This is a genomic window from Ginsengibacter sp., assembly GCF_057362405.1.
Genome location: NZ_JBMQQG010000273.1, coordinates 1 through 13,637 on the forward strand (window position 1 = coordinate 1; position 13,637 = coordinate 13,637).

14 protein-coding genes are annotated in these 13,637 nt (G+C 40.5%); 4 read left to right on the forward strand and 10 right to left on the reverse strand.

Features of this window, described 5'->3' with window-relative positions; all coding sequences use genetic code 11:
• Positions 1-19 precede the first annotated feature (19 nt).
• The 5 genes from ACO1O5_RS22540 to ACO1O5_RS22560 form a co-directional block, all read right to left on the reverse strand.
• The gene (locus tag ACO1O5_RS22540; protein WP_486274327.1) at positions 20-433 is read right to left on the reverse strand and encodes a hypothetical protein; all 414 of its coding nucleotides are present in this window, start codon (positions 431-433) and stop codon (positions 20-22) included.
• 342 nt (positions 434-775) lie between these two features.
• Positions 776-1,879 (reverse strand): family 20 glycosylhydrolase, encoded by a 1,104-nt coding sequence (locus ACO1O5_RS22545; RefSeq protein WP_486274329.1) that lies wholly within the window; start codon positions 1,877-1,879, stop codon positions 776-778.
• A gap of 91 nt (positions 1,880-1,970) precedes the next feature.
• On the reverse strand, positions 1,971-2,372 hold the full coding sequence (locus ACO1O5_RS22550) for a hypothetical protein (RefSeq protein WP_486274331.1): 402 nt from the start codon (positions 2,370-2,372) through the stop codon (positions 1,971-1,973).
• A gap of 141 nt (positions 2,373-2,513) precedes the next feature.
• A complete protein-coding gene (locus ACO1O5_RS22555) occupies positions 2,514-3,047 on the reverse strand; it encodes a DUF4251 domain-containing protein (protein WP_486274333.1) in 534 nt (177 codons plus the stop codon).
• Between the two features lie 479 nt (positions 3,048-3,526).
• Positions 3,527-4,084 carry a hypothetical protein gene (locus tag ACO1O5_RS22560; RefSeq protein ID WP_486274335.1) on the reverse strand — a complete coding sequence of 186 codons (558 nt, stop codon included), beginning with the start codon at positions 4,082-4,084 and terminating at the stop codon, positions 3,527-3,529.
• A gap of 320 nt (positions 4,085-4,404) precedes the next feature.
• Between ACO1O5_RS22560 and ACO1O5_RS22565 the strand changes: the two genes are divergently transcribed.
• Positions 4,405-4,779 carry a hypothetical protein gene (locus tag ACO1O5_RS22565; RefSeq protein ID WP_486274337.1) on the forward strand — a complete coding sequence of 125 codons (375 nt, stop codon included), beginning with the start codon at positions 4,405-4,407 and terminating at the stop codon, positions 4,777-4,779.
• 50 nt (positions 4,780-4,829) lie between these two features.
• Here ACO1O5_RS22565 and ACO1O5_RS22570 read toward each other — a convergent pair whose 3' ends face one another.
• Positions 4,830-5,537: a hypothetical protein gene (locus ACO1O5_RS22570; RefSeq protein ID WP_486274339.1), complete on the reverse strand. Its 708-nt coding sequence runs from the start codon at positions 5,535-5,537 to the stop codon at positions 4,830-4,832.
• A 744-nt stretch (positions 5,538-6,281) separates the two neighbouring features.
• On the opposite strand from ACO1O5_RS22570, the gene ACO1O5_RS22575 reads away from it, so the two are divergent.
• The gene (locus tag ACO1O5_RS22575; protein WP_486274341.1) at positions 6,282-6,683 is read left to right on the forward strand and encodes a VOC family protein; all 402 of its coding nucleotides are present in this window, start codon (positions 6,282-6,284) and stop codon (positions 6,681-6,683) included.
• A 107-nt stretch (positions 6,684-6,790) separates the two neighbouring features.
• Here the strand turns inward: ACO1O5_RS22575 and ACO1O5_RS22580 are convergent, their stop codons facing one another.
• A complete protein-coding gene (locus ACO1O5_RS22580) occupies positions 6,791-7,051 on the reverse strand; it encodes a hypothetical protein (RefSeq protein ID WP_486274343.1) in 261 nt (86 codons plus the stop codon).
• A gap of 128 nt (positions 7,052-7,179) precedes the next feature.
• Here ACO1O5_RS22580 and ACO1O5_RS22585 point away from each other — a divergent pair, with 128 nt between their 5' ends.
• On the forward strand, positions 7,180-9,303 hold the full coding sequence (locus tag ACO1O5_RS22585; RefSeq protein WP_486274345.1) for a PQQ-dependent dehydrogenase, methanol/ethanol family: 2,124 nt from the start codon (positions 7,180-7,182) through the stop codon (positions 9,301-9,303).
• Positions 9,304-9,708: 405 nt separating this feature from the next.
• On the opposite strand, the gene ACO1O5_RS22590 is transcribed toward ACO1O5_RS22585, so the two are convergent.
• From ACO1O5_RS22590 to ACO1O5_RS22600, 3 genes are all read right to left on the reverse strand, one after another.
• Positions 9,709-10,263 carry a pyridoxamine 5'-phosphate oxidase family protein gene (locus ACO1O5_RS22590; RefSeq protein ID WP_486274347.1) on the reverse strand — a complete coding sequence of 185 codons (555 nt, stop codon included), beginning with the start codon at positions 10,261-10,263 and terminating at the stop codon, positions 9,709-9,711.
• A 148-nt stretch (positions 10,264-10,411) separates the two neighbouring features.
• Entirely contained in the window at positions 10,412-11,560 is a 1,149-nt protein-coding gene (locus ACO1O5_RS22595) for a serine hydrolase domain-containing protein (protein WP_486274349.1), read from the reverse strand.
• A 166-nt stretch (positions 11,561-11,726) separates the two neighbouring features.
• The gene (locus ACO1O5_RS22600; RefSeq protein ID WP_486274351.1) at positions 11,727-12,614 is read right to left on the reverse strand and encodes a helix-turn-helix domain-containing protein; all 888 of its coding nucleotides are present in this window, start codon (positions 12,612-12,614) and stop codon (positions 11,727-11,729) included.
• A gap of 163 nt (positions 12,615-12,777) precedes the next feature.
• Between ACO1O5_RS22600 and ACO1O5_RS22605 the strand changes: the two genes are divergently transcribed.
• Complete coding sequence (locus tag ACO1O5_RS22605) at positions 12,778-13,629, forward strand: aldo/keto reductase (protein ID WP_486274353.1); 852 nt, start codon at positions 12,778-12,780, stop codon at positions 13,627-13,629.
• The last annotated feature ends 8 nt before the right edge of the window (positions 13,630-13,637 follow it).

Sequence of the window (13,637 nt, forward strand, 5' to 3'; positions counted from 1 at the left end):
AAGAATTAAACGTGCCTGATTATAATTTTGATATCCCTGTCGTTTCACTTACATGGCCGGGATTGTTAATATTAAACACTTCGGTATTGCGTGTTTCTGTTGACGTTACTTCAACATGTACCATAAAACCGGGAGTACTTAGTTCTTCCTTATCCATATTAAGTTTTACAGTGCGGGAAAGATCTACGCCTTTCACAATTTCACAATACAAAATATGGTAATTCATATCTTTTATGATAATACAATACTCACCCGATTCCCTGTTATTTAAGTTAAGCTGTATAACGGGCAGGTTGTTGATTTCGTTGATGAATTTTACCTCAACAGGATTATCATTTTCAGCACTGGCGAAAGTTGCATTCGTTAACCCCAAAGTGCAAAGGGTAAATAAACCCATTGCAATTATTCTTGTTTTCTTGATCGTTTGTTTCATTTCATTCTGTTTTAATTTGTACGATTAATATTTTCTCTCAAATCAAACAAGCGGGCGCAAAGTTACGTCGTAACAAATCATGGTTTGAGTCCAATGTAGTCTCTCTTCACTATGGTAAATGTGTTAATGAAAGGTAAAAACCCTCTACAGTAAAGGGTTTGACAAAATAATCGCCTTGATGTCCAAAATCATATTTATGGAGCTCGCCAGAGAGAGAACAGGCGAAAAACTACACAAAGGGCTATAATCATTTATCAGCGGAGAAAGTGAAATCGTGTGTTTTGGAGCAAGCCATTTTTTGAAGGAAAGAACCCGGATATTACCAAAAATATTTTTATCAATTTATTGATAGCTGTTAATCTTTTCAAATAAAGTAGTGAACGTATTCCAGGGCGTATTACTGCCACCTTTGGCATCGGGTTTCTTATTATAAAACCCATCCATGAACGATGCAGCATCCGACCACACTGTTTGCATCATACCATAAAACCTGTCCTGCATCTCCGCTGATGATTCTTTTCTAAAATTTACCATGTCTTCGGTTTGCTCAACTGCCAGTGATGGCATGCGCCACGGACATGTAATAACATGCAAACCTTTCATAGCGAAATATACAGGCGTTTTATCTGCACGTTCGTAGTGCCAATCACAGATGACCACATCTTTCGGAATCATGTCAATCGCCCGGTAAGTGTTATTATAGCTGGCCTCCCAAATGCCAAGACCGGTGGTCTTTCCATCGATCAAACGATCGCCCCATATCCAAAGCTGGCGGTTCTTTTCGACAAGATGGTCACGCAATAACCGCACTTCCCCGGCAAATAATTCTGCTTTATCTCTCCCTGCGCAGCGAGGGCACCCCGGTTCACCAATATAGAAGACTTCATCCATTCCGGCATGGAAAGCGTCGGTTTCAAATACATCACATATTTCGTCGATGATGTCAAACAAAATTTTGTGCAGTTCCGGGTGCAATGGGCAGTAACTTTTACAATATAAATTGTCTGCATTGGGCCATTCATATTTCCCGGGCATTTGTACACCGGGCGTTTCATCAAATTGAGGATAAACTGCTAATAATTTGCCGGTGTGATTGGCCCAGGATTGGTGCCCCAAAAGATTAATCTGTGGAATTATCCGGATGTTATTCTTTTGACAGGCTTTCACCATTTCTCTCACCTCACTCTTACTTAGCGCAAAACTATCTGCAAGTTCGGGATGACTTTTAAATTCATAATGATAATCGACACGAAGTATAAGCGTGTTCACATGTCGTGGCGCTAATTCTTCAACAATAAATTTCGTAAATGCATCAACATCTTTGGGTTTTGGAGCACCGATGCAAAATCCCCGCACAGGTACCAGGCTGTCAATCATTTGCTGCGCATATACGCTACCGTTATAACACAAAAAAATAAACAGCAACCCAATAATGTTCTTTTTCATACAATAAAATTGAGACTTTAAATGTAGTTATAATTTAAAAAAAGTCACTCGTTACATTGTTACAAAAACCAAACGTGTATATCAACGGGGTTTATTTTGTAAAAATATCACCGCAACCTTCTATGCAGATGAAGTCAGCCGGGCTTAGTGAAAGCTTCCGGTTAATAGAATCCAGTGAAAAAAAATACAGACGGGTGTTGGGGGCAACGGGTGCAATAAACTTTATTCTTATGGAATCTTCAATGTGAAAGGATGTGAACTGTTTAAAAGCGGAAGTATTGCCGGAAAAGGTTCCGTCTGAATTGAATTGCACCCATTGGTGTAAGTTTTCAGTAGATGTATAAATTAAAGGCCCGCCGATGCTGTAAAAAGCCTGTGAATATTTCCACCGCCCTATAAGAGAAACAGGAGCACCCGGATTAGCGGGAAGATTGGATTTCTTGCAACTAATAAACAAGCCCAGGACAACAATTGCCAAAAATATATTTTTCATCGACGTTTTTTGAGCCTGACATCTGCCAAACAAAAATCGTTGCATCATTAAAATTTATCGATGTAAATCATTACACGGGCAAGTGCTGATAAAGCTGCCTATAAGACAATTGCAGTATGAATTGCATCTTTCTGCATTTACTCAATTCAAAGGAATCCTGGGCAATATATTTGACGATTGTATATCTTTAATCACTCCTACCATCCGCACTTCTCCGGAATTTAGAATCGCATTACCAGCCATCGAAACTGTTATTGTTACCTCTTGTCTCATAATTTGCCTGGTTTTAAACCATAAGCTAACGGTGCAACTATAACTTTTTTCATCTCTCGTTATCTTATAGTCTATTATTGTTCCTACGTATATAAACCCACTAAATCCACTGCGGGCCGTCATACCTTGCATTGGCGTTACCTGCAGATAAGAAGAGTCTCCACTTACCTCAAAAAAATTTTCATTCGAATATACCTGGTGTCCATTTACCGTATTCGCTTCAATCACAAAATTTTTGGATAATAATAGCTGATAATTATTTTCAAATTGCTTTTTTTGCTCGTCCTTCCTTAATTCTTTTTTCGTCTTGTTTCCTTTATTTGTGCTGTTAGTTTGCTCCTGGGCCCGGGCATTCGTTAAAGCAAGCATTGCTACTACTGTAAATGTTATCGCGTGTTTCAAAATATTTGTATGTAGTTTATTAATTAACAAGGTCGTTTTAATTACATCGGGATGATCAAGATATAATATGAGCCAACGATTTCAAAATACAGTATCACAGGTGTCCGTGGTTTGTGCCCCTGTTCGTAGCTCACAAAACCGATTTCAGGTGCACAACAGTAAATTTATGAAACCTGATATTGATAATTTGACAAACTTGTGTTAATAAGTATAATTGAATCTAACGGAAACGGCTAGCTGAAAAAGGCCGTTTGATTATTTCGTGTGAGATCAAGCATAGTTTTAGCACATTCCGGTGAGAGAAGCGCGCAGATTGTATTTCATTTGATGTTCCCATCCGGCAACAATTGACTCATGTTACTGGTAAGCTAACAGAAAGTGGGCATACAATAAAATTTTCAGTCCAGGGATATGATCTGAGTGCTGATCTGAAGAAGACAGTTGTAAACTAAATCGACTTATTTGAATTACCGGGATAACTATTTCTTCCCGCGGCTGAGCCACCATCCCAGCCACAAACCTGTCACGCCCCACGAAACCAATGCATCCACAAAATGAGCCATCAGGTCGAAGCTGCCATACCAGATATGCAGCGTATAGGGCACATTAAGAAATACGATGATCCCAATACTTAAGCTGCCGAGAAAAATAGTTCCAAATGAAGGGGAAGGTATTTTCATAATTAACCAACACAGTAACCATACAATAAAAACATCCACCAACAGGCTCCGGGCCATATTCATAAACATCTTATCCATACCGGGCATATTTGTGTGGTATACCACCTGCGCCCATGGTTTTCCTTCCATTGCTTTCATCTGCTTTCCCATTTCATCGTTTGATGTGCCTGGCGCAAAGGTTGGCATCATATAAGCGCCGTCTTCATTAAACTGAGTTCCGAGGTAAGCCAGGATGCTATCTTGCTTCGGAGTATATTTCTGTTGTGCCTCATGAAGATTTAAAAGACCCCATGAAAGGAATTGCCACGCAAAAATAATTATGCCACCAACGATGGCGCCGATAATAGTCTTTTTCATACAATAAATTTTGGTTTAGATCAACAATATAAAAAAGAAAAACAGTATTTGAAAGCTGCGCAATATTAGCGTGGCAGGGAACCTGTTATCCTGTTCTGTTATAAACAGTTTTTATTGGATACGCCAACCTCTTTATGTTCTTCTGCATCTCTTACTACATAATGCAAACAATCCGGCATTGAAAAGACAAATCATGAAGACGCAGCGAAGCCCTGTCTCACTTCTGCCTTACAGTTATCCGAAATGGATTAATACTGTTCACTATTTTTTACCCGATTTAATAATAATCTAAAACCAGTTCATTATGAAACAGAAATTTCTTGCTGACCGATTCTATTATGAATTTCGGCGAAGTAAAAGTGTATGTGAATCTGGGAAGCGACTCGGCAGGTGGTGAGTTCGTGTCGCCATTGCCCATTAATGAACCGTTCTTTTTTACCGACAATAACAACAATCCAATTACCCTCGTCATTAATCAATACTTCTATAGAGATACCATTCAGCTGATTTCGAATTATGACGCCAGCTCGTTTGCAGTAAACGGGTATAACCATTTTCAATACAGGTATGTCCTTATCCCCGGCGGGGTATCAACAGGATTGCCGGTTTCGAAAGACGGAACAAAGAATCCAAAAGATGCTATTGACTGGAACGATTATAATGCAGTTAAAGCCTATCTCGGACTGAAGGACTAATAGGCCTTGTGATGTAAAGATGCGCCTTAACTAAGTGTGAGCCACAGTGGTTAACCCGGGCTTTGCGCCATGTAGGTAAGTAATTTTTTTAAGTCGCCGGGGCTTTTATAATCAACAGCATTTTGTTCTAAATATTTATTAATGCGATTCTTTTTTGAAGGATACGCTTTATAAATATTTTTTTTATTGGCGGGCAAAAGCAAATTGTAATCATCACCAAAGAAATAATTGGTCTTTAATACCAACGTAATGTTTTCCCTTATCTTAAGGTTTAACTCAGGAACCCCGTAAGGACCGGTAAAACTTTCGTACGAATCAATGGCTGAGGTAGACGAAGGCTGGTTATACCCTCCAATTTTTTCTCTTCTTACTACATCAAACATGGTACTTTTCAATAATTTGCCAACTTCGTTCTCCATCACCAGCTCAACGTACTGCCGGTTGAAAAAGTAGGTATTCGTGTCGATGATTACTTTCTTAATGTTCAGCATTTGTTCTTTTGCAATAGCCAGCGTGTCTTTTTTTGGTGAGATAAACTCAATTTCACCCAGCAGGTAATTGTAATTGAGAGGAGCTTCAGATGTGCTTCCATCTCTAAAAAAAATTTTACCCTTAATAAACTGCGGGTATTGAAAGATCTTTTGAGGAGTTAACACTTCAGAAACGTCCTGGCCAGCTGCAATAAAAATAGTGGTAGAATCTTGCGCCCACGCAAATCTTGTGAGAAAAATAAAGATAGCAAGCAGACTTATTCTCATATCTTCTAAGATACTAAAAATTTGTGGAAACCTTTGAATTGGCGATGCCTGTTGTTACCTGCAACAACAGCCTTCTGCCGGAAGTATAGTTTGTTTCGTGGAGATATCAATTATACTTATAGCAAGCTACACTTGCCGATTAATTTCGGCTGATACAATGTCTTCGTATAGCTCCCTGGCCTTCATATAAAAAGAACGAACCTGTAGATTCTGATAATTTTAATAAGCATAAAAGTACCGGCCGCCGCCTTAAAAAAAAGGGGCAGATTTGACTCCACCCCGATTAATCCGATATCCAGAAGATTACACTTATAAGTTCATAAACTATGCCAGTATGTGTAACATCACCCTTTTGTTGAAAACTTTTCATGACAGGTTAAGATTTACTTATTGACGTCATATTGCCAAATGGGCGTTCCCGGGTTTCAAATGGTGGGTGTAATTTCCGGAGGACTTTTTATTCTTTGGGCAGATCTAAATTAAAAAAGTTTATGGCAACCGGGTGAATGTGCAAAAAAATAACATGCGGTAAATCCGCAACCGGGAGTTATTTTATGCACAGTCTCGCCGTTGTTAAGTAGAATCATCAGCAGCATTATACGTCAAGGTTGTAAGACTGCATGCCTTCGGCAAAAACGGTCAATGAATATTCTGCTTTCAGTCATACCCATCGTTTGCATAATTTTTGCGACAAGCCTCAGGAAACAATTTCTACTTTTGTCAAACTTTAAGAAAACATAAACAATGATCACTCAAAACAACAAAACATTTTTTGCTCCCGAACTTTTCATCGACAATGGAGTCAAGGATATTTCATTCTATGAGAAGGCGTTCGGAGCAACAGAACAGCTGCGTTTTTCCAATGATGACGGCAGTATTCACGTTGTAGAACTTTCTATTGACGGAGCTATATTTCATATACACGAAATAACTGGCAAGCAATATTTCTTTTCACCTGGCAAAAACAACGGCACTACAATTTGTATCGGCTTGTTTGTGAATAACGTGGACGAAGTAATTAACAAAGCAATTAAAGCGGGAGCAACCGAAATAAATCCTGCACGGGATTATGAGTATGGTTACCGGCAGGGGACAATCAAAGATCCCTTTGGTCACTATTGGCAAATACAGAAAAAAATATCGTAGAAAACCTGCAACATCAATTCAGTTTCCGCCTATAGCAAATGAGTATACTTTTCGTACAGTCTTAACCGTTATATACTTCCCTACTCTATCACGTCCTCATACAATTATTATTTACCACAGTCTTTCATGGTTACACCGGGTATCAGTTTTTTTGTGGCTTCTATAGCAAGTCCGTAATCATGAGAAACGGGAGTTTGCATTGTCACGGCGCTTTTTTTCGAAATGATGCTTGTGCCTTTATATTCACCCTTATACCCGGATGTATAGTAGTATGAAACAATGCCGCAGGGTGTTCTGCGGGAGAATCGGCCGCGACATAGGAATGCCTGGTGAAGATATCCGCAAGCAAGGGTCGAATACTTTTTCAAGGTGCAGGATTGTTATATCATTTTTTCTGTGCGTACAAAATTTATCTATATATTTAATACTGCCTTCCGAAAATCATCTTTCCCTCCCCTTCGATTACGACAATTTTATTTCGCCAAACTCAACACTTATGCAAACAAAATTTCAGTTGCACCTCTTCGTAGCACTTTACCTTTTTGTTTTACTTTTTTATAGTTGTAAGGAACAACCGAAACCCGGCTCTGCAGCGTACATAAAAAATGCCACGCAAGGTATTAATGACAAAGCCTTAGTTGAGGCAGACAAGGATTCCGCTGACTGGCTTTCTTATGGAAGAACGTATAGTGAAGACCGTTATAGTCCGCTGATGCAAATCAATAAAGACAATGTCTTCCGGCTTGGATTGGCCTGGGATATCGATCTTGGTTTCAAACGAGGTTTTGAAGCAACACCAATAGTTGTAGATGGCATTATGTATGTAAGCGGCGCCTGGAGCAAAGTGTATGCAATTGATACCCGAAGCGGCAAACTCCTCTGGACTTATGATCCCAAAGTACCGGGCCGGTATGGTATGAAAGCCTGTTGTGATGTGGTCAATCGTGGCGTTGCCGTATATAACGGAAAGATTTATGCGGGCGCTCTTGACGGGAGGCTCATCGCCATTGATGCCGCAGAAGGAAAACTTATTTGGGAAGTATGGACAACGGACTCTACAAAAAATTATACCATCACCGGTGCACCAAGAATCATAAAAGGTAAAGTGATTATAGGCAATGGTGGTGCCGAGTTTGGTGTAAGAGGTTATATAACTGCGTATGATGCAGAAACGGGAAAACAGGCCTGGAGGTTTTATGCCGTACCCGGTGATCCTTCAAAACCTTTTGAATCAAAAGCGATGGAGATGGCCGCTAAAACATGGACCGGCGAATGGTGGAAATATGGCGGAGGCGGAACCTGTTGGGATGCGATGGCTTTTGATCCCGAATTGAATTTACTGTATGTGGGTACCGGAAACGGTTCACCGTGGAATCGCTATCACAGAAGTCCGGGGGGCGGAGATAACCTTTTTCTTTCTTCTATCGTTGCCATCAATCCTGATAATGGAGAATATGTATGGCATTACCAGACAACACCGGGTGAGAGTTGGGACTTCACGGCTACGCAACCGTTAGTGCTTGCCGATCTTACCATTGAAGGAGAAATACGCAAAGTAATTATGCAGGCGCCAAAGAACGGATTCTTTTATGTGATCGATCGTACGAATGGAAAATTCATTTCTGCCAAACCATTCACTTATATGAACTGGGCAGTTGGCATGACGCCGGAAGGAAGGCCTATAGAAAGCGAAGTTGCCAGGTTAAAGAATGTCAATATGGAACTCTACCCTGATTTTGATGGCGGCCATAACTGGCAACCAATGGCTTTCAACCGAAAGAATAAACTCATGTACATACCCGGTCGCGTAACATCGTTCACATACGGATATGATTCAGGCTGGAAGTTTAACCAGGTAAAGGATTTCGGATCAGGTACGGGTTGGAATTTAGCAAGTGATATAAATAATGCGCTCCCTTTCAAAAAAGATGCTAATGCACCCAAAGGAGGTCCGCAAGGTTTTTTATTGGCATGGGACCCAGTTAAACAACAGGAAGTATGGCGGGTTAAACAGGTAGCCCACTGGAATGGTGGTGTAGTAACAACCGCATCAGGGTTGGTATTCCAGGGAACAGCAGACGGAAATCTTACCGCACTGGATGGAGATAATGGCAAACTGTTATGGAAAGTGAATGTAGGAACAGGCGTAACCGCTCCGCCTATTACCTACAGCGTGGATGGCGTACAATACATAAGCTTCCAGGTAGGTTGGGGTGGTTCCGGCGGAGCAATGAATGAAAAAGCCACCCCGGATATTTTTCCGGCGCATATCTATACGTTCTGTATTGATGGTAAAGAAAAAATGCCTGAATTGATTGTTGCGGAAAAACCGGTTCCCCTTCATATAGATTACCCCGGCACAGAAGCAGACATAAAAAGAGGAGGAGAAATTTATTTGCAGTATTGTATGTCCTGCCATGGAACAATCGATAAAGATTATGGCGCACTGCCTGACCTTGGTCTTATGACCAAAGCAAAATTTGACATCATCAATGAAATAGTTTTAAAGGGAAGGTTCGAACCTTTGGGTATGCCCAACTTTGGTAGTCGCTTATCTGCAACGGACCTGGAGAATATCAAAAAGTATATTGTGGCAAGTGCGAAGCAAATAAAGGAATAAATATCCTGGCTTTAAAAGCAGCGGCCAGAGTTTCGGAAGAGTTGATTAATATCAGTGCAGCGCTCCCCAACTATTTAAGCAATCTATAGGTAGCTTGGGGCTATGTGCGCGAACAATAAAATTGCGCTGGGTGCAGCGCTGGTAATCGGTGGTAAAAAAAAGAAAACAACCGGAAGAATTGCCGCGGCTTTTTTACTGCCGTTTTTCCGGGCAATATTGCACAATATGTACATGGCCGCGATGCTTTTGGTTTAAATACAGATAACAAACGTTTGGCAAGATTATTTTTTCAGCCTGCGCTTATTAATTGGGCATTAAAAAGCACAAAAGATTAATTCGTGCAGATTTTGCACCACGCTATGTGTTATACCTGTTCGGCTAAATTTTGTAACAGGACACGGCTGCTTATTTTGACACTCCCAAATCTGTGGGCAACCCGTCAAGACTTTTACAATTTTTTTCCATCATATAATCCCGGAGACCGTCTGTTCCTTTTTGTTCTGCCCATTCAAAATGAAAATCGCGTTCACCCTCATACTTGAATAAGGGAACCCCGAAGCCACAGGAAGTTTGAACCAGGTCAATATCAGCAACGATGATCTGCCGGGTGCTTGGATATATTTTGAAATGCGGAGCATACACGTCCCAGTTTTTTGTGCCCGGCAATACGGCAAAACCTTTTCCATAAAGGCGCAAAATATTGGGGGATCCTTCAAATGAACAAAACATAAATGTAATGCGCCCATTCTCCATCGTATGCGCCGAGGTTTCATTGCCGCTGCTGATGAGATCCATATAAGCCACTTTATTTTCAGACAAGGTCTTGAAACAATCCAGTCCTTTCGGGGATAGATTAACTCTTCCTTCGGCACTTAAAGGTGCTGTAGCCACAAAGAATATATGCTGCTTCGCGATAAATGCAGCATGAGCAGTGGTGATGCTGGTATGAAATTTACCCATGTTATAAGAATTTTAAAATATAAAGTTAAGAAGGAAAACAGTGATGAAGGTCCCCTTCACCAACACAAGTTTGAGGTTTAACCACTATCGGGCCGGGTATATAGTATTTCCACTTAAATTTTCGTACAATCATAACCGTTACATACCCCTACTCTATCATTTCTTCATACAATATATTCACAACAGCCTTAAGCGCAGGGTTAAAATCAGGATAGCTAATAACATTGCAGCCGTTGGTAATAGCAACGATTCCAAACTTTTGACGTGGCTGAAAAAACATCATGCTGAATAATCCATAGGCGCTGCCTGTATGGCCCTTCAGGGTTACGCCGGGTATCAGCTTACTTGTGGTTTCTATAGCAAGACCGTAATCGTGCGAAACAGGCGTTTGTATCGTCACGGCGCTTTTCTTCGAAATAATCCTGGTGCCTTTATACCTGCCTTTATACATATGCACGGTCATATATTTGGCAAGGTCCGTAGCAGATATCTTCATACCACCGGCAGGCGAAAATACCGGGGTGCTGTATCCCATTACATAATTGCTGATCTGCTCCGTCCTTGGGTTGTAAGCTTCGGGGTCAGCAGTTAGTTTGTTGGTTGCTGAATCATATTCATACAGCGTTACAAACCGGGTTGAATCAAGAGCGCCCACATTAAAGCCGCCGTACAAACCTAACGGATCAAGGATATGCGCTTTTATGTATTGGTCAAATCGCTGACCTGACACTCTTTCTACTATGGTGCCAGCGAGGTTAAAATTCAAATTACAATATTGATAACCCTGCCCGGGTGCATAATCGTTATAGCACTTTGCAGCATCGGGATTCTTAGCAGGGTTAATTACATCCAATGTAAAATACCCCTGCGAATCATTAATACTTGATGTGTGCGATAAGATCATCCTAACGGTTATCACACGGTCCGGAAACTTTGGGTTACGCACCGCAAAACCAATGAGGTTACTTACATCATCATCCAGCGACATTTTTTTTGCCTGCACCAGTTGCATGATGGATGTAGCCGAAAAGGATTTTGATATGGAGGCTATGCGAAAAATATCATCGTTAGTAAGTGCTGCGCCCGTTTCCTTGTTTTTTACACCAAAGGAATGGGCATACATGATCGCTCCTTTTTTTACAACTGCCACGGCAAGGCCCGGCATATCGTACTGCTGCATTACACTATCAATGCGTCGTTCCGCCTGCTCATGCTGGCCAAAGCTGCTAAAGGCAATACAAAAAAAGGCAATTGGCAAAAACGTTCTTTTCACCCGGATATATTTAATCTTATGCATAAATGAACAGTTTCACAATGCGATAAATATAAGATGTTTCTGAATTAAAAGTTACTTTCTGCCTAACCGGGATTTTTTACTTTGTACTCGTGTAATCTTAGCCGTTAGTTGATAGCCGGCCTATTCTGTGGTGATGGGTCAACACAAATAGCAAGACAATGGTTCTTTAATTCAGCATCCTGTATTCATTTGGCGATTGCCCGACTCTTTGTTTAAACAGCCGCGTAAAGTGCTGCGGATATTTAAATCCTAATTCATAAGCAATTTCACTAACAGATTTGCTTTGATCAAATATCTTTTCTTTCGCCACATCAATCAGCTTTGACTGTATATATTCCTGCGCTGTCTTTCCTGTTTCCTTTTTTACCAGGTCTCCAAAATAACCTGCCGATAAATTCAGTTCACCGGCACACCACGCGACAGCAGGCAAACCAATAGTCTGTGGCTTGTCGGTTTCAAAGTATCCATTCAGCAAATGCTCAAACCTTTCTAAAATCCCTTTGTGTATGTTATCCCGCGTAATAAACTGGCGATCGTAAAAACGGGTGCAGTAGTTTAGAAACAATTCGATGTTAGATACAATCAGCTTTTTACTGTGCTTATCAATGGCATGTTCTAATTCATATTCAATTTTCGAAAAACAATCTAAAACTATCTTCCTTTCACGCTCCGATAAGTGAAGCGCTTCATGAAATTGGTAACTGAAGAATGTGTAATCCCGCATATGCTTTCCAAGCGCTGTGCCATGTATTAAATCAGGATGAAAGACCAACGCATATCCTTTTGGTTGATAAGTTTCTCCATTGCTGCTTATGCCTGCCACTTGTCCGGGTGCAAGAAAAACCAAGGTACCTTCCTGGTAATCGTAAGTATGCCTGCCATACATTAAATCACCGCACTTAACGTCTTTTAAAAAAATAGTATAAAAGCCGAAATACATACGGGAACCCTGTCGCGGACTTGCTTTTGATAAGTCAACAACACCCACCAGCGGATGCAGTGTTTCATTATTGTTGAATGTGTTGTAATCACCGATCGTTTCAAATCTTCGCATGTTATCCATAACCGTTTTTTTTATCAATTTCAAAATTACTATATTATCCATCGCCTCATTAATGCGCAATCACCAATCAGCAATTTTGGTAGATAAATCCGTAATCCATATACATTACGGTGGGATAATTCGGGTGACCTTTGTACCAGAAAAGAAATGAATCATGCAAAACGCAAAATTGAATAACGGAGTTGAAATGCCCATCCTGGGATTTGGCGTTTTCCAGGTAAAAGATTTAGATGAATGTGAAAGAAGTGTGGTTGATGCTATTGCAACAGGTTATCGTTTGATTGATACCGCTCAATCTTATGGAAACGAAGAAGCGGTGGGCAGGGCTCTAAAAAAGAGTGGTGTACCAAGAGAAGATTTATTTATCACAACCAAACTCTGGATACAGTCTAACGGTTACGAAGAAACGAAGAAGGCTTTTGAAAATTCTTTAAAAAAATTGCAATTAGATTACCTCGATTTATATCTCGTTCATCAACCCTTTGGCGATGTGTATGGAGAATGGAGAGCCATGCAGGACTTGTACAAAGAAGGAAGGGTGAGAGCAATCGGCGTAAGCAATTTTTATCCTGACAGGTTGATTGACTTAATCGTTCACAACGAAATTGTTCCGGCCGTAAACCAAATTGAAACGCACCCATTTCACCAACAAATTGAAACGCAAAAATTCCTGGAAGCAAATAATGTACAGATAGAATCGTGGGGACCATTTGCCGAAGGAAAGAACAATTTGTTTCATAATGACCTGCTTGCATCAATCGGGAAAAAATATAATAAAACCATTGCACAGGTAGTCATTCGCTGGCTTACACAAAGAGGTATAATTGCCATTCCAAAATCAGTTCGCAAAGAAAGAATAGAGCAGAATTTCAACAGCCTCGATTTTGAGTTAAGCGCAGAAGATATGGAAGCCATTAAAACATTAGATACGAATAAAAGTTACTTCTTCGATCATCGCGACCCTGCAATGGTAAAATGGCTGGGAGAAAGAAAACTGGATAGTTAACTATAAAA